Source organism: Stenotrophomonas sp. YJH_SMC_64, from assembly GCF_059371375.1.
This window is the reverse complement of sequence record NZ_JCAFUN010000004.1, coordinates 191,603-214,804: the sequence shown is the minus strand read 5'-3', so window position 1 is coordinate 214,804 and position 23,202 is coordinate 191,603. Positions and strand designations below refer to the sequence as shown.

General features: G+C 67.2%; 23 protein-coding genes. 14 read left to right on the top strand and 9 right to left on the bottom strand.

Annotated elements, in window-relative coordinates; translation table 11 throughout:
• Positions 1–112: 112 nt before the first annotated feature.
• The gene (locus AC5P9L_RS05800) at positions 113–1,093 is read right to left on the bottom strand and encodes an AraC family transcriptional regulator (protein WP_005409990.1); all 981 of its coding nucleotides are present in this window, start codon (positions 1,091–1,093) and stop codon (positions 113–115) included.
• 694 nt (positions 1,094–1,787) lie between these two features.
• On the opposite strand from AC5P9L_RS05800, the gene AC5P9L_RS05795 reads away from it, so the two are divergent.
• The 13 genes from AC5P9L_RS05795 to AC5P9L_RS05735 all read left to right on the top strand — a co-directional run bounded on the left by AC5P9L_RS05795 (position 1,788) and on the right by AC5P9L_RS05735 (position 14,397).
• Positions 1,788–1,994 carry a Flp family type IVb pilin gene (locus AC5P9L_RS05795; protein ID WP_043035237.1) on the top strand — a complete coding sequence of 69 codons (207 nt, stop codon included), beginning with the start codon at positions 1,788–1,790 and terminating at the stop codon, positions 1,992–1,994.
• Between the two features lie 88 nt (positions 1,995–2,082).
• A complete protein-coding gene (locus AC5P9L_RS05790) occupies positions 2,083–2,628 on the top strand; it encodes an A24 family peptidase (protein WP_005409992.1) in 546 nt (181 codons plus the stop codon).
• Positions 2,625–3,101: a TadE/TadG family type IV pilus assembly protein gene (locus AC5P9L_RS05785; RefSeq protein WP_043035235.1), complete on the top strand. Its 477-nt coding sequence runs from the start codon at positions 2,625–2,627 to the stop codon at positions 3,099–3,101. Before AC5P9L_RS05790 ends, AC5P9L_RS05785 begins: the two co-directional genes overlap by 4 nt.
• 23 nt (positions 3,102–3,124) lie before the next feature.
• Positions 3,125–4,162 (top strand): Flp pilus assembly protein CpaB, encoded by a 1,038-nt coding sequence (gene cpaB / locus AC5P9L_RS05780; protein WP_049475426.1) that lies wholly within the window; start codon positions 3,125–3,127, stop codon positions 4,160–4,162.
• Positions 4,163–4,180: 18 nt separating this feature from the next.
• On the top strand, positions 4,181–5,536 hold the full coding sequence (locus tag AC5P9L_RS05775; RefSeq protein WP_279915786.1) for a secretin GspD/PilQ domain-containing protein: 1,356 nt from the start codon (positions 4,181–4,183) through the stop codon (positions 5,534–5,536).
• A gap of 27 nt (positions 5,537–5,563) precedes the next feature.
• Positions 5,564–6,820, top strand: coding sequence for a CpaE/TadZ family protein (locus AC5P9L_RS05770; protein ID WP_032965901.1), 1,257 nt, complete (start codon positions 5,564–5,566; stop codon positions 6,818–6,820).
• Positions 6,805–8,154 (top strand): TadA family conjugal transfer-associated ATPase, encoded by a 1,350-nt coding sequence (locus AC5P9L_RS05765; RefSeq protein WP_005413742.1) that lies wholly within the window; start codon positions 6,805–6,807, stop codon positions 8,152–8,154. Before AC5P9L_RS05770 ends, AC5P9L_RS05765 begins: the two co-directional genes overlap by 16 nt.
• A 2-nt stretch (positions 8,155–8,156) precedes the next feature.
• A complete protein-coding gene (locus AC5P9L_RS05760; RefSeq protein WP_043035231.1) occupies positions 8,157–9,113 on the top strand; it encodes a type II secretion system F family protein in 957 nt (318 codons plus the stop codon).
• A gap of 28 nt (positions 9,114–9,141) precedes the next feature.
• The gene (locus AC5P9L_RS05755) at positions 9,142–10,077 is read left to right on the top strand and encodes a type II secretion system F family protein (RefSeq protein ID WP_005409999.1); all 936 of its coding nucleotides are present in this window, start codon (positions 9,142–9,144) and stop codon (positions 10,075–10,077) included.
• The gene (locus tag AC5P9L_RS05750) at positions 10,077–10,967 is read left to right on the top strand and encodes a tetratricopeptide repeat protein (RefSeq protein ID WP_049469787.1); all 891 of its coding nucleotides are present in this window, start codon (positions 10,077–10,079) and stop codon (positions 10,965–10,967) included. The genes AC5P9L_RS05755 and AC5P9L_RS05750 overlap by 1 nt, the downstream gene beginning before the upstream one ends.
• Entirely contained in the window at positions 10,964–11,422 is a 459-nt protein-coding gene (locus AC5P9L_RS05745; RefSeq protein ID WP_088430445.1) for a DUF3613 domain-containing protein, read from the top strand. The genes AC5P9L_RS05750 and AC5P9L_RS05745 overlap by 4 nt, the downstream gene beginning before the upstream one ends.
• Positions 11,423–11,430: 8 nt before the next feature.
• Entirely contained in the window at positions 11,431–13,584 is a 2,154-nt protein-coding gene (locus AC5P9L_RS05740) for a TadG family pilus assembly protein (RefSeq protein WP_111150212.1), read from the top strand.
• Between the two features lie 99 nt (positions 13,585–13,683).
• A complete protein-coding gene (locus AC5P9L_RS05735; protein WP_012480553.1) occupies positions 13,684–14,397 on the top strand; it encodes a DUF2968 domain-containing protein in 714 nt (237 codons plus the stop codon).
• A gap of 75 nt (positions 14,398–14,472) precedes the next feature.
• On the opposite strand, the gene AC5P9L_RS05730 is transcribed toward AC5P9L_RS05735, so the two are convergent.
• Positions 14,473–14,868, bottom strand: a complete 396-nt coding sequence (locus AC5P9L_RS05730; RefSeq protein WP_024958102.1) for a hypothetical protein — start codon at positions 14,866–14,868, stop codon at positions 14,473–14,475.
• Between the two features lie 186 nt (positions 14,869–15,054).
• On the opposite strand from AC5P9L_RS05730, the gene AC5P9L_RS05725 reads away from it, so the two are divergent.
• Positions 15,055–15,879, top strand: a complete 825-nt coding sequence (locus AC5P9L_RS05725; RefSeq protein WP_049397699.1) for an alpha/beta fold hydrolase — start codon at positions 15,055–15,057, stop codon at positions 15,877–15,879.
• A gap of 472 nt (positions 15,880–16,351) precedes the next feature.
• On the opposite strand, the gene AC5P9L_RS05720 is transcribed toward AC5P9L_RS05725, so the two are convergent.
• The 7 genes from AC5P9L_RS05720 to AC5P9L_RS05690 all read right to left on the bottom strand — a co-directional run bounded on the left by AC5P9L_RS05720 (position 16,352) and on the right by AC5P9L_RS05690 (position 23,128).
• Positions 16,352–17,998: an MFS transporter gene (locus AC5P9L_RS05720; protein ID WP_262101620.1), complete on the bottom strand. Its 1,647-nt coding sequence runs from the start codon at positions 17,996–17,998 to the stop codon at positions 16,352–16,354.
• The gene (locus tag AC5P9L_RS05715) at positions 17,992–19,275 is read right to left on the bottom strand and encodes an alginate export family protein (protein ID WP_262101619.1); all 1,284 of its coding nucleotides are present in this window, start codon (positions 19,273–19,275) and stop codon (positions 17,992–17,994) included. Before AC5P9L_RS05715 ends, AC5P9L_RS05720 begins: the two co-directional genes overlap by 7 nt.
• On the bottom strand, positions 19,254–21,101 hold the full coding sequence (locus AC5P9L_RS05710) for an amidohydrolase (protein ID WP_279915566.1): 1,848 nt from the start codon (positions 21,099–21,101) through the stop codon (positions 19,254–19,256). Before AC5P9L_RS05710 ends, AC5P9L_RS05715 begins: the two co-directional genes overlap by 22 nt.
• 119 nt (positions 21,102–21,220) lie before the next feature.
• On the bottom strand, positions 21,221–21,646 hold the full coding sequence (locus AC5P9L_RS05705; RefSeq protein WP_279915560.1) for a DoxX family protein: 426 nt from the start codon (positions 21,644–21,646) through the stop codon (positions 21,221–21,223).
• A 2-nt stretch (positions 21,647–21,648) separates the two neighbouring features.
• Positions 21,649–22,305: a hydrolase gene (locus AC5P9L_RS05700; protein WP_012480558.1), complete on the bottom strand. Its 657-nt coding sequence runs from the start codon at positions 22,303–22,305 to the stop codon at positions 21,649–21,651.
• On the bottom strand, positions 22,302–22,745 hold the full coding sequence (locus AC5P9L_RS05695; RefSeq protein WP_012480559.1) for a helix-turn-helix transcriptional regulator: 444 nt from the start codon (positions 22,743–22,745) through the stop codon (positions 22,302–22,304). The genes AC5P9L_RS05700 and AC5P9L_RS05695 overlap by 4 nt, the downstream gene beginning before the upstream one ends.
• 50 nt (positions 22,746–22,795) lie before the next feature.
• Positions 22,796–23,128 carry a hypothetical protein gene (locus AC5P9L_RS05690; protein WP_005413754.1) on the bottom strand — a complete coding sequence of 111 codons (333 nt, stop codon included), beginning with the start codon at positions 23,126–23,128 and terminating at the stop codon, positions 22,796–22,798.
• Between the last annotated feature and the right edge of the window lie 74 nt (positions 23,129–23,202).

Sequence of the window (23,202 nt, the reverse complement as noted above, 5' to 3'; positions counted from 1 at the left end):
CGGCAAATCCACGGCCGGAATCGGCAGCGGGCTATGCAGAAGCGGCAACGATATCGGCAAGCGCATGGGCAATTCCGGCAGAAACCACCCCGAAACCCTTGCGGCGCTTGATTCAGGCCGGCTGGCCGATCTGCGCGGGAGCGCGCATCAGCGTATCGCGCGGCAGCTCGCCGAAAACCTTGCGGTAGTTGTCGGCAAAGCGGGAGAGGTCCCATAGGCCACAGCTGAGGGCGATCGCCTTCACCGAACGGCGGCTGGAATCGGCCATGGACAGGCTGCGGCAGGCAGCGCACAGGCGCAGCATCGACAGATAACGGTTGGGCGAAGTTCCGAACAGGTCCTCGAAGGCATAGCGCAGGCCGCGTTCGCTGACACCCGCCGCGTCGCATATCTCGTTCATGTAGATATTGCGGCGCAGGTTGAGCCGCATGAAGTTCTCCGCCCGCTGCGCGATCAGATAATGCGTGCGCCGGGCGCGGCTGCAGCCGGGGCGATCGGCGGCGCCTGCACCGAGCAGGGCCTGCACGTGCTCATGCAGCAATCGTTCGGTTTCCTGCGGCTGCAGGCCAGCGCCCTGGCCGAGCTGAAGATGCAGCTGCTGATAATGATGGGCGAGTGGTGCCGAATCGTTCGCCAGATTGAACAGTGAAAGTGCCTGGCCCGCGGGCGGTGTGCTGCGCAGGCTCAGTTCGGTCAACTTGCGTTGCACCCGTGCGACCGGCACCAGCATCAGGGTCATGTGCGTACCGGGGCTGAGCGTAAACTCGCTGATGCCTTCGGGCATCACCGTCAGCGCCATCCCCGGTGCAAGCGGCACCCCGTGGCACCAGCTCAGTGTTTCATCGGTGGCGTGCAGATACCCCAGCATCGCCCAGTCGGGTGGCAGCATGAAGCGGCCACGGCAGTGGAAACCGCAACTGATGCTGCAGAACAGGGCTTCCTCATGCACGCGCGAAGCGAAGGCCGCCCGCGGCCCGTTGCCATCGAGCAGCAGCAGTTCGACATCGCACACGCGAAGTACGCCGCCCAGCGTCGCCAGATCGATCGATCGCAGGCCGCTGTCGTCGCTGTCTTCTACCCCACCATCGACCATGACAGTGTCGTCCCCCCATTGATCCGCAACTCGCTGCGGCCCCCACTGCCTGACAGGGCCACACCATTCCTCCAGGAACCTTCGCCATTGCCGGGATGGCCTCGGCCGGTGCCACGCGACCAACCCGGTTGAAAGCAGCAACGTGAGAGCGAGTATGCCCGATAATCATCGAAGGTAAACCCGAACTCCGTACTGAAGAAAATAGATACAGAGATGAAGAAAATGTCGTCGCCAGTGGCACGATATTCGCATGCACCATTTGCTCCATCACAATATCTGCACGTCGATGAATCGTTTTGCCAGCGAACGGATACGCGTCACAGAAACAACCTGAAAGTTTAAGGGCTGCCGCGTTTCTGCCGAATTTGCATATAGGTTCCAGTTGCAGCCAACCGCCATTCAGGCAAAGTCGACGACACGGTGATCCGGTCGCTTCAAAAACGACCACACCTGGGGGAGCGTATGACCACGACCGTATCGCAGAACAGTTCGACCGCCGGCGCATCGCCGCGTGGTTGCGACGTTGCGGCCGGCATTTCCCCCGGGGCAGATCACCAGGAATGAGCACGGCGGGTCATTCCCGTCATGCCACCCCGCCAGGATGTGCGGGGCCCACGGACGATCCCGGCGGAGCCGGGCCACCGCCCAACAGGTGTCCTGCATCTGCAGACAACAAGTAGAGGGAGACAAGGCCATGAACGCATCCATCCGCAAGTTCCTGAAGGAAGAAGATGGCGTCACCGCGCTCGAGTACGGGCTGCTGGCCGCCGTCATCGCCGGCATCCTGATCGCGGTCGGCAACAAGGAGATCAAGGGGTTCTTCGAGACGCTGTTCAAGAACCTCTCCGACCTTGCCACCAAGGCCTCCGGGTCGGCACCTGCGACCGGCGGTGGCGGCTGAGCCTGCGCGCATCGCACATCCCTGCAGCGGTGCTGGGATGTGCCGGTGGCAACTGCAGGCTGTCCAATGACGGACGACGGAGTGTGCGATGACGTTGCTGGGACTATTGGCCATCGGCGTGTGCCTGCGGATCGCGATCAGCGATCTGTATGCCCGCCGGGTGCCCAATGCCTGGCTGTTGTCTGCGTCCATCATTGCCATCGCATTGATCATCGCGGGGCAGTTCAGCACGCCGCGCCAGCCGTGGCCTGCCCACGCGGCGGGCGCGGCGCTCGGCCTGGTGGCCCTGCTGCCGTTCTATGCCATCCGCTGGATGGGCGCCGGTGACGTCAAGTTCTTCGCGGTACTGGGGCTGATGCTGGGCTGGAAAGCCCTGCTGCCGATCTGGATGGTGGCCAGTCTCGCGGCCGGCCTGCACGCGGCGGTGATCATTGTTGGCCGCCGCCTGGGCGTGATGCTGCCCACAGGCCTTCAGATGCAGGTCAACCGCGCCAGCAGCCAATGGCAATCGCACCCCGCCCTGCGCGACATGCAGGCCGCGCGCCAGGGACGACATGGCATTCCCTACGCAGCGTACCTGGCCATCACCGGCATCGGCTGGGTCCTGGCAAGCGTCTATGGAGGTGTGGCATGAACATCCGCAATCCACGGCGTCAACGCGGTGCAGCCAGCATCGAATTTGCCCTGATGCTCATGCTGGGCCTGCTGCCACTGCTGCTGTTCACGTTCTCCGGCGTGATGATCATGGCCGCGCAACAGACATTGGCGACGGCCTCGGCCGAGGGTGCTCGCGCTTCCTTGCGCTATGGCAGCGCCAATGAACGGCGTACCGCAGCCTGCGTAGCAGCCCGCAGTTCGATGCAGTGGCTGTTGAAATTCTCTGGACAGGGTGTCGACTGCAGCAATGGCGGCAGCAACGCAATCGTTGTCTCCGCGCAGGCACCCTGCGCCGGCCTGGCCACTGCCCAGTGCATGACGGTGACCGTCAGCTACGACTACGCCAGCCATCCCTTCCTGCCGGGCACCGCCACGCTTTACAAGTGGGTGATGCAGGCCCCCATCCGTAGTGTCGCGGTCGCCCAGCTCGACCTCGGCAGCGGCAACTGACCATCGGCACAGGAGACGGTTCCATGCTCAAGTTGACCCGCATCGCTGCCGTCGCCCTGATCGGGCTGGCCGTGCTGCTGGCGGTGATCGCCTTGATGATCGGGCGCAAGCAGGCCGCGCCGGCCACGGTTGCCCCGGTTGCGCAGAGCGAAGCCCAGGCGATCACCGTGGTAGAGGCGGTGGCACGACTGCCGGCCGGTGAACCGATCTCTGCCAATGGAGTGCGCCTTGCGCAGCGGACCACGCCGGTAGCCGGTGCTGCCACCAGCATCTCGGCCGTGGTCGGCAAGGTGCCGGTGCAGGACATCGCCGAGGGCACCGCCATCAGCAGCGGCGCCCTGGCACAGGGATTCTCGCTGCAGCTGCGCCCCGGCGAACGCGCGCTGGCCGTCCCGGTGGACGAACTGGTCGGCGCCGGAAACCGCATCCTGCCGGGTGATTTCGTCGATGTCTTCCTCAACCTGCGCAATGCCCAGCCCAACGCCAGCGGTCCGGCAGAGGCCGCGCAGACCCGCCTGCTGCTGTCGCGGCTGCGCGTGCTCAGCTACGGTCAACAGGACATCGCTCCGGTCACCGGCGATGCCGTCGCCGGCAACGAAGGCGATACCCGCAACGATCCCCGCGCCGCCGACATCACCGGCAATGGCAGCAATCATGGCTCGGGCAACGAGGCCACCCAGCCGGCACGCAGTGCGGTGCTGGCAGTGCCGGTGGCCGATGCCAACCGGCTGCTGCTGGGTGCGCAGCAGGGAAAGCTGTTCCTTGCCCTGCGCAACCCGGCCGATACGGGGCAACCCGACCTTGCACTGTTCCCACAGGCGCGTGGCGTGATCGATCCCGTGCGTGGCCTCGATGCCGAACAGCAGCTCGCACTGCAGCGGCCGGAGAACCACGCCTTCGCCGGCATCGATGGTGATGCCCTGGCCGGCCGCGGCAACAGCGCAGCCCGCAGCAACCCGCAGCCCCCGGTGCATGCGCCGGCGGCTCGACGCAGCGCACCGCGTGCGTCGGGCATCGAGATCATCCGTGGCGACAGCTCCGCCCCCCGCGGTTCCCTTTGACCTGCATCGAGCGCATCCATGACCGAACGCCGCCGCCCACGCCCCTCCCCCCGCCAGCGCTGGCTGGCCCTGCTGCTGGTGCTGCTGGCTCCGGCAACAAGCGTGGCCGCAGACGATCTCGTGTTGCAGGCGCGTGAGCAGCGCCCGTGGACGCTTCCGGCCGATCTGGAACGGGTCGCCATCGCCGACCCAGGCGTCGCCGACATCGTGATGCTGCGTGGGCAGCGCCAGGCCCTGCTGGTCGGAAAAGCGCCGGGTACGACGACCCTCCTGCTGTGGCACCGCAAGCAGGCCGAGCCGCAACGCCTGCACGTGCGGGTGCAGAGTGCCGTGCAGGGCGCGGCAGACGCAGGCTCCAACGGGCTGGTGTTCACCCAGCAGGACAACCAGGGCCTGCTGCAGGGAAGCACCGATAGCGTGCTCTCGCACATGCAGGAACAGAAGACCGCGGCCATGGCGCTGGGCAAGGACGGGCTGCTTGCCGACGCGTCGACGGTCAGCAGCGGCGGCGTGGTGCAGGTCGAGGTCAAGGTGGTCGAATTCAACAAGACCGCGTTGAAGCAGATCGGCATCAGCTTCCAGAACCGCAATGGCAGCTTCGCCTACGGCTTCGCCCGCCCGGGCGGCCAGTTGCCGGGCAACACCGGCATCCTGCCGGGCATGAAGGAAGGCAACTCCGGCAACGAGGCCGAGTCGCCCATTTCTTCGGCGTTCCGGCTGGTGTTCGGCTCGACCAAGGGCCTGTGGAACGCCGATGTCGACCTGTTGCAGAGCAACGGCATGGCGCGCGTGCTGGCCGAACCTACCCTGGTCGCATTATCCGGCCAGAGCGCCAGCTTCCTGGCTGGCGGCGAACTGCCGATCCTGGAACCGCAGGGCCTGGGCACCACCACCATCACCTATAAACCGTTCGGCATCGGCCTGACGGTGACACCAACGGTACTGGCCCCCAACCGCATCGCGCTGAAGGTCGCACCGGAAGCCAGTGATCTGGACTACAGCAACGCCATTGCCCTCAATGGCGTGCAGATTCCCTCGATCACCACGCGCCGTGCCGACACCACGGTCGAACTGGGCGATGGCGAGAGCTTCGTGATCGGCGGCCTGGTCAGCTCCAATGTCGTCTCCAACGTCGGCAAGATCCCGCTGCTGGGCGACCTGCCGATCATCGGCTCGTTCTTCCGCAACTTCGACTACAAGCGCCAGGACAAGGAGCTGGTGATCATCGTCACGCCGCGGCTGGTGCAGCCGCTGGCGCGCAACACCGAGCTGCCGTTGCCTGGCGAACGCGAGGCCAAGCCGCACATGCCCGAATGGGGCGCCTGGCTGCTGGGTCCCATCAGCCAGGATCCGGTACCCGGCTTCTCACGCTGATTCCATGATGCCTGCGATACCACGCCCATGCCCTACGCCACTGCCCAGCCGCTGCATCCGCAAGGACCGCCGATGAATCTGGTCCTGTACGGAATGGATCGCGAACTGCTGCCCCGGCTGGCGGCCAAACTGCCGCCGACCACTACCCTGCACTGGCAGGACAGCAGCGCGCCGACCTCCGCTCTGGACCTGCAACGCGGTCCGCAGAGCCTTGTGCTGCTGGATTTCCGCCCTGAACATGCCGCCGCCTCCAGCGTACTGGCGCAGCAACTGCAACAGACCGAACCGGATCTTGCATTGGTTGCCGTCGGTGCCACCAGTACCGGCCAGGTGGAAGGCATCGTCATCGCATTGCGGGCGGGCCTGCGCGATGTGCTGGACCTGGACAGCGACAACGTCGGCATCGAGGCCGCGCTGCGCCGCGCCCTGTCGCCGCGACCGGCTGCCGCCGCGCAGCACGCGCACAAGGCGCGCCTGATCGTGCTGCTGGGCGTGCGCGCCGGAGTGGGCACCAGTACGCTGGCCGCGCATCTTTCGGTGCTGGCACAGCAGACCCGTGCGCTGGCGCAGGGCGAGGCACTGCAGCAGGATGGCCTGCTGATGGAGCTGGCCCAGCCTTCGGGTGACCTCGCGCTGTACCTCAACCTGGACAGCCGCTTCCATTACGAAGACGCGCTGCGCAACGCCAGCCGCATCGACGCCACCCTCGCCCGCACTGCGATGGCTCGCCATGACACCGGCCTGGTGCTGCTGGACCGCGCCAGCGGCAGCGATGCGGTGCCGCCATCCGATCCGGCTGCGCTGCTGCAGCGCCTGCGCCACGTATTCGCCAGCGTGCTGTGCGATGCCGGTGGCTGCCCGCTGCGGCAGCTACCGCCGCTGTTGCTGGACCAGGCCGACGAGATCTGGCTGGTCACGGACGCCTCGATCGCCACGCTGGTATCGCTCGACCAGGCCTTGAAGCACCTGGCCGGCCAGCGCGAACGGGAGAAGCGCCTGCAGCTGGTGATCAATCGCCACGACGACAGCAGCGGCATGAGTCCCGACCAGATCGCACGCCGATTCGAAGTGCCACTGCTGGCCACGCTGCCCGAACGCCCGCGCGTGCGCCTGGCGGCCAGCCAGGGACATCTGCTGCTGCAGGACGCACCGCGCGACCCCTACCTGCGTGCCCTCGCCCCGCTTGTGTCGCGCCTGGATCCGGCTGCCTGCCCGGTCCAGGCCCATGGCCTGCGGGAAAGACTCTCCCTTGCCCTGGGTGGATCGCAATGGAAGACAAGGTAACCCCGTTCCCACATGCCGCCACCCGCCCGGTGCTGCCCGACAGCGCCCCGGCCCACCTGCCGTTCGCGCAGACCGAGCAGTACCAGAAGGTGCTGTCGGCCGCCCATGAGCACCTGCTCAACAGCATCGAGGACGAGCGCATCGACATCGATTCCTGGGCCCCTGACACCATCGCCCGCTGGGTGCAGGTGCAGACGGTGGGCTTCATCCAGGAATGGCGCATCCCGATCAACGAGGAGGAGATGCAGGTGGTGGCCGAAGGCCTGGTCAAGGAGCTGACCGGCTTCGGCCCGCTCGACGACCTGCTGCACGACCCGACGATCGAGGACATCCTGATCAACGGGTTCAAGGATGTGCATGTCTCGCAGGGAGGACAACTCAAGCGCGCCACCCAGCGTTTCACCGACGACACGCACCTGCTGCGCATCCTTCGCCGCATCCTCGCGCCGCTGGGCCGCCGACTGGACGACTCCAACCCGATGGTCGATGCGCGCCTGCCCAACGGTGGCCGCCTCAACGCGATCATCTCGCCGCTGGCAGTGGATGGGCCGATGGTCTCCATCCGCAAGTTCCGCAAGGATCCGTTCACCCCCGACGAGCTGCTGGCCAAGGGCACCTTCGATGCGCCGATGCAGGCGCTGCTGAAGGCCATGGTGCTGGGCCGCTGCAACATCCTGGTGTCCGGCGGCACCAGTTCCGGCAAGACTTCACTGCTGAACGCACTGGCCAGCTACGTGCCGCCGAACGAACGCGTGATCACCGTCGAGGACACCGCCGAACTGTCACTCAACCACCCGCACGTGGTCCGCCTGGAAAGCCGCATCGGTGGCGCCGAAGGCCATGGCGCGGTGAGCATCCGCGATCTGGTCCGCAACAGCCTGCGCATGCGCCCGGACCGTATCGTGGTCGGCGAGGTGCGCGGCGCCGAGGTACTGGAAATGCTGCAGGCGATGAACACCGGCCATGACGGCTCGATGGCGACCATCCATGCCAACTCTCCGCGCGACTGCCTGTACCGCATCGAGATGCTGGCCGGGTTTGCCGGGTTCCAGGGCAGCGAGGACAGCCTGCGCCGGCAGATCGCCAGCGCCATCGACTTCATCGTGCAGATCTCGCGGCTGGGCAGCGGCCGGCGCGTGCTGGTCTCGATCACGGAAATCACCGGTGTCAGTGACAACCTGATCACGACCCAGGAAATGTTCCGTCACGAACTGCAGATCGATGGCAACGGCAAGGAAATCGATCGCTGGATCGGACTGGGCTTCCACCCGCATTCGCACAAGCTGGAGCCGTTCCGGCAGCAGTTGCGCGAATCGTTGTACGGAGACTTCTGAGCATGGGCACGGGCCTGCTGCTGGGTGTACTGAGCATCATCTCGGTGCTGCTGGCGCTTGCGGTATGGCTGTGGGGCACCGCCAGCAACCGGGAGCAACGCCAGGCTTCGCTGCAGCACGCCGAGCAGCAGCTGGCTCGCGGAGGCGCCAGTGGCGGAGCCCCGGCCGGGGCATCCGTAGCCGCCGCCAACGACCCGGCGCGACCGGCAAGTGCCGGGCGCCGGGTGTTGCCGCTGGACGGCCTGCTGCAACGTGCGGGCCTGCAGACGGGTTGGAAGCTGCCCATCATGATGCTGGTGCCGGGACTGGTGCTTTCGGTCGTGGCCATGCTCAGGCTCGGTACGGCGTGGATGTTCCCCCTGACCCTGCTGCTGTACCTGCTGGCCTGCTGGCTGTGGGTCATGCGCCGCACCACGAAACTGCGTGCACAACTGCTGCACCAGCTGCCCGACTTCCTCGACAACCTGGTGCGGCTGACCGCGCTCGGCAACAGCCTGCAGGCTGCCTTCCAGGTGGCGTCGATGCAGACCAGCGCGCCGCTGCGCGGACTGCTGGACACCACCGTGCGCTACGCGCGCAGCGGCATGGACCTGGACCGTGCCCTGAGCCTGGCGGCACAGCCCTACCGGATGGATGTGCTCAAGGTGCTGTCCGTCGTGATCGGTGTCAGCGTACGCATCGGCGGACGCTCCGATCAGATCCTGCAGCGCATGGGCGATTTCATGCGCGACCTGGAGCAGGCCCAGCAGGAGCTGGCCGCGACCACGTCGGAAACGCGCATGTCAGCCTGGGTGCTCGGCCTGCTGCCACCGGCCAGCGCGGTGCTGATGGCCATATCGAGCCCCGAATTCTTCCAGCCGGTGCTGCACGATCCGCTGGGTCACAAGATCCTGTTGATCGCGCTGGGGCTGGAGCTGTTTGGCGCGTTCCTGCTCTACCGCCTGGCCAAGTCGCTATGACCACCCGGATCCGCCACGGAGGTGCCCGATGAGTGCCAGCACCTGGTTTGCCCTGTCGCTGCTGGTTCTGGCCGCCGGTGTTGCCCTGCTGGGCATCGCCGGATGGGTGCGCAGCCATCGCGAACAGCGCACCTCGGCCACCTTGAAGACCGCACTGCAACCGCGGGATGAGGCGCGCGACACGGAGGCCGCGCGCCGTGATTCGCTGGGTTGGCTGGAACGCTTCGGGCGCGCGCTCAGTGGCGGCCGCCTGGAATCTGCATTGCTGGCCAATGAAGACCGGCTGCTGCTGGACCTGGCGGGCTGGAACACACGTCGTGGCACCGCCATCTATCTTGGCCTGCGCCTGCTGCTGGGCGTGCTGGTGCTGGTGCTGGCCCTGGCGTTCAGCAGCGCCCAGGGGCTGGCCAGGATGATGGTTGTGATCGGTGCGCTCGCGGCAGGCCTGCTGCTGCCGAAGTTCATCCTCTCTTCGTGGGTGAAGCGGCGCCGGCGCGCCGTCGACAACGAGCTGCCCCTGCTGATCGACCTGCTGCGCCTGCTGCAGGGCGTGGGCTTCAGCATGGACCAGAGCCTGCAGACGCTGGGCGACAAGCTGCGCGACGCGTTGCCGGTGCTTGGCGGCGAGTTGCAGGAGGCCAACGTCGCGTACACCCATGGCCGCACGCGCGCGCAGTCCCTGCGCCGGCTGAGCGAGGTCTACGCGGATGATGACCTGACCAGCCTGATGCAGTTGATCCTGCAGGTGCACGCGCATGGCGGCGCAGTGCAGGAACCACTGCGGCAGTTCAGCATCCGGTTGCGCGAACAGCGCCGCAACGCCCTGAAGGAAAAGGTTGGCAAGCTCTCGGTGAAGATGACCGTGGTGATGATGCTGACCCTGCTGCCAGCGCTGATGCTGGTTCTTGCCGGACCGGCGCTGGTCGCGCTGGCCACCACCATGTCCAAGATGGGATCGCCCTGATGCCTGCCCTGCGCACCTCCTGCCTGTTGCTCGCCCTTGCCGCCGTCGCCAGTGGTTGTGCGTCGACCACGCCGAAGTACCTGCGCGCGCCCAGCCTGGCCGCGCCCGAACCGGCGCCGCAGGACAGCCGCAATGCCTACCTGGAACTGATCGGGCGCATGCAGCAGCAGGGTGCCTGGTATGCCTCGCTGGCCCACGTCGATGCCTTCCGCCAGCGCTATGGCGACCCGCCGGCGTTGCGCCTGCTGCAGGCCGACGCCCTGCGCGAGACCGGCCAGGCCGACGCTGCCATCGCCCTGTACCGCGAGCTCTCCAGTGGCCCGCAGGCCGCTGCAGCCGCACACGGCCTGGGCCTGATCGCCGCGCGCCGTGACGACGATGGCGGCAGTGAGGAGGCACTGGCCCGGGCCACGCAGCTGCAGCCATTGAACACCGATTACCTGGGCGATCTCGGCTATGCACGTCTGCGTGCAGGTCAGTTCGAACAGGCGCGTGAACCGTTGGCAAAGGCGCTGGAGCTGTCTCCAGGCAATCCCAAGGCCACCGCCAACCTCGCCCTGTGGGCGGTGCTGCGTGGCGACACCACCACTGCGGAGCGCCTCGCCGGACAGGCCAATCTCAACGAGGACACCCGCCGCAGCATCCAGCAACAGGCCGCGCAGATCCGTGCCCGCCTGCAGCAGCGCCAGGCCGCCGCGGCAGCTGCCGCAGTCGTGCCGGCCCCCGCGCGTGCTACCGCCAGCGATGCCGGCAGCAACCGGCCCGGCGCCACGCGACTGGCGGCGGAACCACGCCGCGACAGCCGCGATGAGCGCGATCCGCAGCGCCTGCCGCCCTCGATGCTGGAACGCTTCAGCACCTCCGATCAGCCGAACGGAAACACTCCATGAGCGCCATGCCCCTGACCCGACACCTGTTGCCTGCACTGGCCTGCCTGCTGTTGACCGGCGGCGCGCAGGCGCAGCAGCAACCCCTGACCGGGCAGATGCTTGGCGGCAGCACGCCCGCTGCGCCGCCTTCGCAGCCGCTGCAGTCCGAGTCACTGGCCACCGTGGACCTGGCGACCCCGCCGGCACCGGTGCCGCAGGCGGCGCCTGCAGCGGTCGCCATCACCGACGGCAACGCTGCAGCCGCGCGACCCGGCCGCAGCCAGATCGGCGACACCACGCGCGACCTGTTCCGCCTGCAGGCATCAGGGCAGCAGGCCGGGCAACGCCTGCCGATCCTCGGCGACCAGGCTACGTTGAGTTACGCCCGCTACATGAAGAGCTTCGAACACGAGATCCCGGACTTCTTTGAAACCGATGTCGCCAAGTCCAAGGGATCATCCTCATCGGGACGCTGAGGTAGGCCATGAAACGCCCACGCCAGTTCAGTTTCGGCCGCCCACGCGGCGGCATGTCGGTCACCATGATGCTGGTCATGCTGGCGCTGCTCGCCATGCTGGGCCTGGTAGAGATCGGCTATCTGTTCTGGGCCAAGCGTGACGCACAGAAAGTCGCGGACCTCGCTGCACTGGCCGGTGCACAACGGCTGGAGCTGTGCACGTCTGACAACAGCGACAACAGTGCAGCGCGGCAGAGCGCGGTCACCCAGAACAGGTTTGCAGGCACCGTGCAGATCCGCTGCGGCAACTGGAGCGCCACACGCAGCACGTCGAACCGCTTCGTCACCACCGTCGATGCCAGCAACCCGCGCAATGCCGTGCAGGTAGTCGCGCAGCGCAGCGTGCTGCCGTTCTTCGGCCAGAACACCGGCCTGCCCACCGTCAGCGTGGAGGCCGTAGCCCGCCGTTCGGAGCCCACTGCAGTATTCGCGGTCGGTTCGCAGCTGCTGCGCACCAATGGCGACTCGGTACTGTTGTCGACCCTGCGCCTGGTCGGCCTGGATGTGACCAATGCCACCGTGCTGTCCTATGACGGCCTCGCCCAGGCCAACATCACGCCGTCGGGTCTGCTCAAGGCATTGAACATCCCGGTCAGCGCCAACCTCAGCGTGGCTGACTTCAACCGGCTGCTGTCGGTCAACAAGATCTCGCTGGCACAGCTGGTCGATGCCACCGCCACCGTGGTCGGCCGCGACAGCACCGTGGGCGTACAGCTGCGTGCACTGTCCGATCTGGTCGCCACCCAGCTGGACATCAACAAGCTCAACATCGTGCTGGGCAGCCAGTCCGGTGGCGGCGGTCTGTTCGCCGAAGTGGTCTCGCCCGATGGCACGATCGGCAGCGCGCTGGAAACGAAGGTCAACGTGCTCAACCTGATCAGTACCGCCATCTCCATCGCCAACGACGGCAATGGCGTTGCGGTGAAGGGACTGGACCTGCTGGGCATCAACATCCAGGCCGGCGTGGTGGAACCGCCCTCGATCGCCATCGGTGGCGTCGGCACACGCGCGTACAACGCGCAGGTGCGGCTGATGGTGGACGTGGACAGCAACAACCTGTTCGCGGTGGGCCCGTTGCTGAACCTGCTCGGCACGCGCCTGCACCTGCCACTGCATGTCGATGTCGCCAACGCGATGGGCACGCTGACCGGTATCCAGTGCGGCGCCAGTCCACCCAAGGCCACCATCCAGGTCGATTCGTCGGTGCTGCGCGCCTGCGTCGGTAATGTCGACCCGGCGCAACGCTTTTCCAGGAGCAATGTCTGCGACGCCACCCTGAAGAACGAGCAGTTGCTGAGACTACTCGGACAACCCTTGATCAATGACAGGATCACCCTGCCCGCCCTGACCAGCTCCCAGAACCTGACCCTGGCCGCCGGCGAGACCGCCTCGACCCGGATCAACCCGCTGGCAGTAGGGAACGCGGTGTCTGACCTGGTCAATGAACTGCTGCGCGTGCTGTCAGGCATGCTCAGCTCACCCAAGCAGGGCATGAGCGCCAACGACACTGCCAAGGCACTGGCCGACCGCTACCTGCAGGCGGCCTTCCCGCCGAACACCCGCTATGAGGTGGACAAGTTGATTCCACTGCTGCGCGATGGCGACGCAAGTCGGCAACTGGCCCCGCTCAACAGCTGGACCGTACCTGGAGGCCTGCCCTACGCCTGCGGCCTGCTGAACCTGGCCACCTGCCACAAGGACGGTCCGGTCTGGGACGCGTTCAAGGTGACCGTCACCGGCCAGGGACTGGGCGTGCTCGATGGGCTGCTCGGATCGCTGGTGGGCGGCCTGCTGATCAACCGCTGCGACAGCCTGCTGGGCAACCTGATCGACTACAACGGGTGTGTACGCAACAACCTGGCCTCGTACATCCAGACCGCGCCGGCCGGCTTCCTCGATGGTACCGGTGGAACCGGCGTCACCAATCCGGATGGCAGCGTGAGCTGCAGCGGCCTGCTGTGCACGCTGCTCAAGCCGATCCTGACCGCCCTGCGGCCGGTGCTCAACAGCGTCGGCACCCTGCTGACCAACCTGCTGGCGAGCGTGCTGGGCCTGGAACTCGGCCGCACCGACGTCAACGTGCAGTCGATCCAGTGCAGCGCGGCGCAGCTGGTCTACTGACCCGTGACAGGCGCCCTTGGCGGCGCCTGCGCCCATGCTAGACTCCCGGCGGGGAACCACCTTCATCTCAACCCACACTCATCCGTGGATGGTCTAGACATGCGAGAAACTTCAGGGGGCGCGGTCTTCGCCCGGCACGCGCGCGGCGCGGCACTGCTGGCCGTGGCCATGATGCTGGTGGCACCGGCGGCAATGGCTGCCCGTGGCGACCGCGAAGCAGCCGCAGAGCCGGCCGCACGCAGCGCGCCGGTGGTGCGCAATACCGTTGACGAACTCAAGCAGCTGATGGATTCGCGCCAGCTGACCGAGCTGCGCACGACCTACAACGGCAACTATGGCGCCAGCCTGCTGTTCAACGCCAACACCCTGACCTATTACGTCGCCCTGTTCCAGGAGAAGAACTTCTGGCGGGTGATCAAGACCGATGCGGTCGACAACGCCGAGCGCGTCTACCGCACCTTTGCCCAGCAATCGGAACAGCTGGCGCAGGTCTACATCGATACGACCCGCCTGGAAGCCGGCAAGCGCTACACCGAGCGCCTGGTGGCCTACAACGAGGAGCGCCTGCGCACCCTGCAGCAGGAAATGGAACAGCAGCAGGCGCAGTCGGCCCAGGTCAGCGCGGCCCTGCAGCAGGCGCAGCAGCAGGCGGTCAGCCTCAGCACCGACGTGCAGAGCACCAACAGCCAGCTGGACGCCCTGCAGCGCCGCATCCAGATCCTGCAGGCCGAACAGGGCAACCCGGAACTGAGCCTGCCCAAGCCGGAAAGCGTGCCTTCGCCGGCACCGGCTGCCGCCAGCGACGGTCGCTGAGGCCCGGCCATCCGCATCCACGCACAACGGCGCCACAGGGCGCCGTTGTCGTTTACGGCCTTTCGTGAGCCACGCTCAGCGGCAGGCGTCGTACACCGCGTCATCGAGCTGCCGACGCTGTACGAAGTCCAGGCGCTTGGCCTTGGCCAGCACCTCCCCGCGGCGCTGTCGTGCGCGCTCACAGGCCCTGGGGTCCGTGCTGATGGGTATCAGCGCGGCCTGCGGCCGCCCCGAGCGCACGGTGCGCGGTCGCGCCGGCACCGCGCTGCCCGCGCCGGCCGGCTTTGGCACCGGTCCGCGTGACAGCGACTGCTCCTCGGGCACCTCCCAGCGCCATTCCGCATGCCCCTGGCAGGGTGTCTGCTGATAGACCGGATGTGGCCCGTCCACGCATTTGTAGACGTTGGTCTGCGCATGAACCGCCGTGACCAGCATCAGGCACAACAGTGGGCTGCATCGCATTCTCGGCATCGCGGGCTCCTCGACCAGGCTGCCGCCATCGTCTGCGCGGTGGCCGCTTCATGCCAGAGCGATACGCGTCACAGTCCGGGCAATCCAGCACAGCCGTGCAAGCCGTCCGAAGTGCACTGCGATGTACTGCCGAAGGCCCCGGCACCGCTGCCAGTGCCTTCCCTCCCTTCCGCCAAGGAACCCGCAATGAGCAATTACGTCACCGTCGCCGATGGCGCCCGCATTTTCTACAAGGACTGGGGCACCGGCCAGCCGGTCGTGTTCGCCCACGGCTGGCCGCTGTCGTCCGATGCCTGGGACCCGCAGATGCTGTTCATGGGCCAGAACGGCTTCCGCGTGATCGCCCACGACCGTCGCAGCCACGGCCGTTCGAGCCAGACCTGGGATGGCAACAACATGGACACCTACGCCGATGACCTGGCCGCGGTGATCGAGGCGCTGGACCTGAAGGACGCGATCCTGGTCGGCCATTCCACCGGCGGCGGCGAAGTGGCCCACTACATCGGCCGCCACGGCAGCAAGCGCGTGTCAAAAGTGGTGCTGGTCGGCGCCGTGCCGCCGCTGATGCTGAAAACCGACGCCAATCCGGCCGGCACCCCGCTGGACGTCTTCGACGGCATCCGCAAGGGCACGGGCGGTGACCGCTCGCAGTTCTTCAAGGACCTGACCACACCGTTCTTCGGTGCCAACCGCGATGGCAATACCGTTACCCAGGGCATGCGTGATTCGTTCTGGCTGCAGGGCATGCTCGGCGGCGTCAAGGGCCAGTACGACTGCGTGCACGAATTCTCGGAAGTGGACTACACCGAGGACCTGAAGAAGATCGACGTGCCGGCGCTGGTGGTGCACGGCGATGACGACCAGATCGTCCCGTTCGATGCCTCGGCGAAGCTGTCCTCGCAGATCATCAGGGATGCCGAGCTGAAGGTGTACGCCGGTGCGCCGCATGGCCTGACCGTCACCCACGCCGACCAGTTCAACGCCGACCTGCTCGCGTTCGCGCGCAGCTGATGTACCGCGGCGGCGCTGCACCGGTGCCGCCGCCCCTTCGGTAGTGCCGGCCGCTGGCCGGCAACCCCGATCACCATCGTGATCACGCGCAGCCGGCCAGCGGCCTCTGCTTCGGTAGTGCCGGCCGCTGGCCGGCAACCCGATCACCCATCGTGATCACGCACAGCCGGCCAGCGGCCGGCTCTACCACCGGCGCGTCAACCGCCTCTGCTTCGGTAGAGCCGGCCGCTGGCCGGCAACCCGATCATCCATCGTGATCACGCGCAGCCGGCCAGCGGCCGGCTCTACCACTGGCGGGTCAAACGCCTCTGCTTCGGTAGTGCCGGCCGCTGGCCGGCAACCCCATCACCCATCGTGATCACGCACAGCCGGCCAGCGGCCTCTGCTTCGGTAGTGCCGGCCGCTGGCCGGCAACCCGATCACCATCGTGATCACGCGCAGCCGGCCAGCGGCCGGCTCTACCACCGACGGGTCAGATGTCGGTGTGGTGATGCGGCACGGCGGCAGGCAGCGGGTCATGCCCACCCACGAAGTGACGCACCACGGGGGCACGCTCACCGCGATGCAGCTCCCGCAACACTTCCTGGATGGCCTTGTCATCAGCGGTGATGCGTTCGTGCTGGCGCAGGTGCTCCAGCCACGACGGGGTCACGAAATACTCCAGGTGGATGCCTGGACTGGCCACGTCCTCGACCACGCCCCAGACCACCGCGCCATCGCGGCGGCGGATCGTGCCCAGCGCGCGCATCTGCGACTGGAACGCGGCACGATCAGCACCGTCGATGCGGTACTCGATGGTGACCAGCACCGGGCCGCGATCGTTCGACACCGGCACCGACAGCTCGGGCGCGGGCCAGTGCCCGGCCGGACGCAGGTTCAGATCCTCGGTGCCAGCAATCCGCACGCGCCACACCAGCAGTCCGCCGATCACCGCACCTGCGGCAGCCACCAGCAACGCCTGCTCCGGCGAGGTGCGCTGTGCCAACGCGCCCCAGCTCAGGCCACCGGCCGCCATGCCGGCCGAGAACACCATGATGTACAGCGCCAGCGCACGCGCACGTACCCATGCCGGCACCGCCGTCTGCGCGGCGATCTGCAGCGACGACAGCACGGTGATCCAGGCGAAGCCATTGACCAGCATCACAGCCGGAAGCACGTACCAGCTGCGGGTCAGCGCCAGCCCGACCAGGCTGAGCGCCAGCGACAGCGTGGCCAGCAGCACCAGCAGGTCGCGATCCAGCTGCGCGCGCAGCTTCGGCAGCAGCAAGGCCCCGCCCACTGCACCGATACCGATGCAACCCAGCAGCATGCCGTACTGCCCCGCCCCACCCTGCATCTGGCCGCGCACCACCACCGGCAGCAGTGCATTCATCGCCGCAGCAAAGAAGAAGAAGCCCACCGACTTGATCAGCACGGCCTGAAGGCGTCCAGCGCGGCTGGCATAGCGCAGGCCCGCCTTCAAGCCGGCACCGAAGCCTTCCGGTGGCAGGCTGGATTGCTTGGGATCACGCTTCCAGCCCCACACCACGAACAGCATCGCGGCAAAGGTGATGGCATTGAAGCCGAACGCCCACACCGCACCCAGCTGCGCCACGATCACGCCACCAATGGCCGGGCCGATCGAGCGGGCGATGTTGATGCCGATCGAGTTCAGCGCCACCGCCGAGGCCAGCATCGGCTGCGGCACCAGCTCGGACACGATTGCGGCCTGCGCCGGCATTGCCATCGCTGCACCGCAACCCATGCAGAAGGTCAGCAGTACCAGCAGCTGCGGAGTCAGCATGTCCATCGCAGTCAGCGCCGCCATCACGGCCGCGACCAGCAGCATCCAGCCCTGGGTCGCCAACAGGTACCTGCGGCGATCGACGATGTCGGCCAGCGTTCCGGCGGCGAGTGCCAGCAGCACGATCGGCACCGTGGTGGCCGACTGCACCAGCGCCACCATCAACGGCGAACCGGTACGTTCGGCCATGACCCAGGCGGCCGCCACGTCATTGACCCAGGTGCCGATGTTGCTGGCCAGGATCGCCAGCCAGATCGAGCGGAACATCTGGATCTTCAGCGGGGACCAGGCACCTGCGGCCTGTACGGGGGGTTGCGACGCGCTTGCGTTCACCATTGCCATGCTCCAACGATCGAGGCGAACAGCGTGTCCTGGCCACCGGCCTGCTTCAGCGCAGGACCGGCATCGACCCAGGCCAGCTGCAGCTGCCATTGCCAGTGTTCGCTGGCCTGCCAGCGGGTTTCGGATTTGTATTGATTACCGATGCGGCGCGCAGCACCGGCACCGCCTGGCAACGCCACCAACGGCGCCGGCGTGGTGTAGACCGCATCGGCGCGACGATGCTTCCAGGCCATCTGTACGCCCAGCTCCGTCGTCACCGTGTCGTGCAGGCGCAGGGTCAGGGTCGGCTGCACGTCCATCAGATTGGCCGGGGCCAGCAGGCTGGCCTCGCTGAAGTAGGCCGATTTCGGGAACAGCGCATTGAAGGTCCCCAGGCGGCCGTCACGCGGATTGCCATCGCCACTGGCGATGTCGGCCTTCAGCCCCAGACGCGGCTGCAGCGGCAGCTCCGCCCAGCGCCACCCTGTATCGGTGGCCAGCGTCCAGGCGCGGATATCGAGCGTGCCGACGGCCGTTCGCAGTTCACCGCCCTGCGCCACCAGCTCGCTGTTCCAGTCCAGTGCACCGGCCTGGCCGAACCAGCGCGCACCCAAGGTCTGCCGCCGCTCGATGCCGGAACCCGCCGCGAAGCGTGCGCCTTCGCGGCGGTAGTCCAGCAGATACAGATCCCACTGCCCCGCGCCCTGCCCGCGTGCCGTGGTGGCATAGGCACCCCACAGGTGGGCACCGTGCTCCCCGCGATCATCAAAGGCACCCGGCCGGTTCTCCACCGGTCGCAGTGCCATCAGATCAAGCGTGCCGAGGCGGCCTTTCCAGCCCAGGCGCGCACCATCGAAGGCCAGGCGGATGTTCGGCCCATCGCGCACAGACAACAGTCGTGAGCTTCCGTAGCCGGCTTCCTGCCGACCGAGTTGCAGGTGGAAGCCGCCGCGCTGCCAGCGCCAATACGCCTGCTGCACGTCCAACGCGCTGCGGTCGGTGCGGCCGGGTCCGCCGGCCCTGCCATTCTCAGCATGCACGCCCAGCTGCAGCTTTGCCTGCCAGCGGTCCTCCACATAGGTGGCCGAGGCCAGCGCACGCAGCAGGCCATGGCCATCTTCGCTGCCACCGATACCGAACCGGGTCGGGTCGTAGTACAGGCCACGCACGCGCAGTGAGGCATCCCACTGCAATTGGCCGTCACCGGCATCAGTGCAGTGGCCACCCTCGCAGGCCAGCGCCAGCGATGGCACGGCCAGCAGCGCCAGGCTCAGAACGCGAAGCACGAGCATCCCATCGCGCCCCAGAACGCGGTCAGGTCATTGGTCGGCGCCGCGTGCTGCGCGGCATGCCCGTGCGCACCGTGGGTACTGCAGGCCACGCCGTGATGGCGGCGATGGGTGGTGGCCAACCCGGTGGCCGCACCGCCGACGTGGTAGCCACCGAACCGGTTGACCGGCGACCAGTCCGGCATCGCCGGCGGCAGCTGCGGCGCAAGGCCGGCGTAGTCGCCGTCGGCGTGCACGATGCGGCCGCCGACGACGGTCAGCACGCTGGTGATGTCGGCGATCTGCGCGTCATCCACGCGGAAGAAGTCGGCCGAGAGCAGGATGAAATCAGCCAGCTGACCGGCTTTCAGCGTGCCCTTCACCGCTTCGTCGCCGGAGAACCAGGCGCTGCCCTGGGTCCACAGGCGCAGCGCCTGCTCGCGTTCGAGCAGGTTCTCATCGCCATACAGGGCCAGACCGCCCACGGTGCGCCCGGTCACCAGCCAGGACAACGCCACCCACGGGTTGTAGCTGGCCACGCGGGTGGCGTCGGTACCGGCACCGACCGGCACGCCTTCGGCCAGCATGCGCTTGACCGGCGGTGTGTGCCGCGCGGCCTGCACGCCATAGCGCTCGACGAAGGCTTCGCCCTGGTAGGCCATGCGGTGCTGCACGGCAATGCCGCCACCCAGCGCACGGATGCGTTCGATGTTGCGCGGGGTGATGGTCTCGGCGTGGTCGATGAACCAGTGCAGGCCATCGAACGGCACCTCGCGGTTGACCTGTTCGTACACATCCAGGATGCGCGTGATGCTCTCGTCGTAGGTGGCGTGGATGCGGAACGGCCAGCGCTTCTCGACCAGCAGCTTCACCACGTCGTGCAGTTCCGGCTCAAGCTCCGGCGACAGTTCCGGGCGGGGCTCGTTGAACAGTTCGAAGTCGGCGGCGGAGAACACCAGCATCTCGCCGGCACCGTTGTGGCGCAGCAGGTCATCGCCCTGGCGCGGCTGCAGGATCTCGCTCCAGCCACGGAAGTCATCCACTTCCCTGCCCTTGTTCTGGGTGAACAGGTTGTAGGCAATGCGCACCGTCAGCTGATCATCGCGGTGCAGCTGCTCGATGACCTGGTAATCCTCGGGATAGTTCTGGAAGCCACCGCCGGCGTCGATCACCGAGGTGATGCCAAGCCGGTTCAGTTCGCGCATGAAGTGGCGCGTCGAGTTCGCCTGGTACTCGATCGGCAGGCGCGGTCCCTTGGCCAGCGTCGCGTACAGGATCAACGCATTCGGCTTGGCCAGCAGCAGCCCGGTCGGGTTGCCCAGCGAATCGCGCACGATCTGCCCGCCCGGCGGATCCGGCGTGTCCTTGCTGTAGCCGCAGGCGCGCAGCGCGGCACGGTTGAGGAGTGCGCGGTCATACAGGTGCAGCAGGAACACCGGTGTATCCGGCGCGATGTCGTTGAGCTCCTGCAGGGTCGGCAGGCGCTTTTCGTTGAACTGCGCGGCAGTGAAGCCACCAACCACGCGTACCCACTGCGGTGCGGGCGTGCGGTCGACCTGGGCCTTCAGCATGTCCAGGGCGTCGCCAAGCGAACGCAGGCCGTCCCAGCGCAGTTCCAGGTTGTAGTTCAGGCCACCGCGGATCAGGTGGGTGTGGCTGTCGTTGAGGCCTGGCAGCAGGCGCCGGCCCTGGGCGTCGATCAAGGTCGCTTCATTGCCCCAGCCACGCATGATTTCCTCGTCGCTGCCGACGGCGACGATGCGGCCTTCCTGCACGGCCAGCGCCTGCGCATGCGGCTGCTGCGGGTCGAGGGTGGTGATGCGGGCATTGCGGATGACCAGCGTGCTCATGCGACGCTCCTTGGAAGTGGAATCGAGTTCGGCACCGGCACGGCCGGCCAGACCGAGCGCAACAGCGGCGCCGCTGGCCAGCAGCACGTTGCGGCGGCCGTGATCGAGGGGATCGTGACTCATGCGAGGTCTCCCGGAAGGCGGTGGACGTCCAGTGCCCAGGTGCCGGGCCCGGCCAGCGCGATGGCCAGCAGTACCGTGGTCCACATCAACGGGTACTCACTGCCACCGCGCATCCAGAACCAGCCCCTGGGCAGGGCCAACAGGACGGTGAAGCCGATGAAAGCAGCCGCTGCAAGCGCGGCGATGCGGGTCTGCCATCCCAGCAGTACGGCCAGCCCGGACAGCACCTGCAGCAGGGCCAGCAGCAACGGCAGCGGCGCCATCGCCGGCAGCCCGAAGCCGCGCAGCTCGGTAGCGAAGCCGGACAGCCCCGGTCCACCAAACCAGCCGAACAGCTTGCCCAGTGCGTGCGGCAGCAGGAAGCCTCCTGCCGCCACGCGCAGCATCAGCAGGGCCAGGTCGAGGCCATGGCCAGCCAGCATGCTCAGTGCCCGCCTTCCTGCGCGCCGAACATGCGCTTGGCGTACTGGATGCCGATGCCGTAGCCGCCGGCATGGTCGCGGGCAATGCCGGTGGTCAGGTCGTAGGTTTCACCGCGTGCCCAGTCGCGCTGCAGTTCAAGCAGGTACTGCACGCTGGTCATCGGCACCGCGCCGGCCTGCACCATGCGGGTGATCGCACGCTCGTGCGCTTCTTCGCTGACATCGCCGCAGGCATCGGTGATCACGTAGACCTCGAAACCCTGCGCCAGCGCCGACAGCGCCGGCCCGACGATGCAGACGCTGGTCCAGAGGCCCGCAAGCACCAGGCGGCGCTTGCCGATGCGGTTGATCTCGTCGATCACCGCCCGGTCTTCCCAGGTATTCATCGAGGTGCGGTCGAACACCGGCTGGCCTGGGAAGATCTGCGGCAGTTCCGGGAACATCGGGCCGGAGAACGACGCTTCTGCAACCGTGGTCAGCACCACCGGCACATTGAAGCCCTTGGCACCCTTGCTGATCAACGACACGTTGTTGCGCAGCGCGGAGATGTCGATGGTATGGGTAGCGAATGCCATCTGTGACTGGAAGTCGATCAGCACCAGGGCATGGTCGGTGGGCGACAACAGGGCCGGGGCGGGCGTGGCGGTGGCAAGGCTCATGGGTGAACTCCGTTGGAAACACGATCAGGGGGAAGCAACAGGGCTGCATCGCCGGCCAGGTACTGGCCGGGGCTGCAGCCGGTCTCGGCGCGGAAGCTGCGGACGAAATGGCTCTGGTCGAAGAAGCCGAGCTGCTGCGCCAGGCAGGACATCGGCAGGTGCTGGGCCGACAACAGCTGGCGCGCACGTTCGATACGGCGACGGCGTACATAGCGCAGCGGGCTGGCGCCGGTACCGCTGCGGAACAGGCGCACCAGATGGAAGCGACTGACGCAGGCGACGGCCGCCAGTTCGGTGACCCGCAGCGGCTGTGACAGGTGTTCATCGACATAGCGCAATGCACGCTGCAATGCGGCGACCTGCTGCGGCGCCAGTGAAGCGGCGGGCGGATCAGGCGGAAGGATGGTGGCCATGCGGGACGCCGCGAAGGGATGCCCCATGGTGCGTGACCCCTGCGTGATGCCCTACCCCCGTCGGTCGAGGCCAGCACCTACCCGAATGGGGGAGGCCGACGGCCGAGCAGGCGGCGCCCGAACAACCGCGCATCCAGTGAATAAGCGCCAGGGCCCAGCGCCAGCAAGGCCAGCGGCAACACCACCAGTGGCCACGGCAGTGCCTGTGCATACAGGCCCAGTGTTGCCGGCACTACCGCCAGCGGCGTCAATACGCCCAGTGCAAGCATCGCCACCGCCAGCAGGCATAGCGCCGACAGCCAGCCCGCGTGCGTGCCCGGCGTGCACAATGCAGCGGCCACGCACAGCCGCAGCCACAGCAGGCCGATGCCCGGCCCGCGGTCGGGGAACATCACGAACAGGCGCTGCATGGCCGGACTCCACAGGACATGCCGGCGTGATAGCCGACCACGGCACCAGGCGCCTACCCCGTTCGGGTCACCCG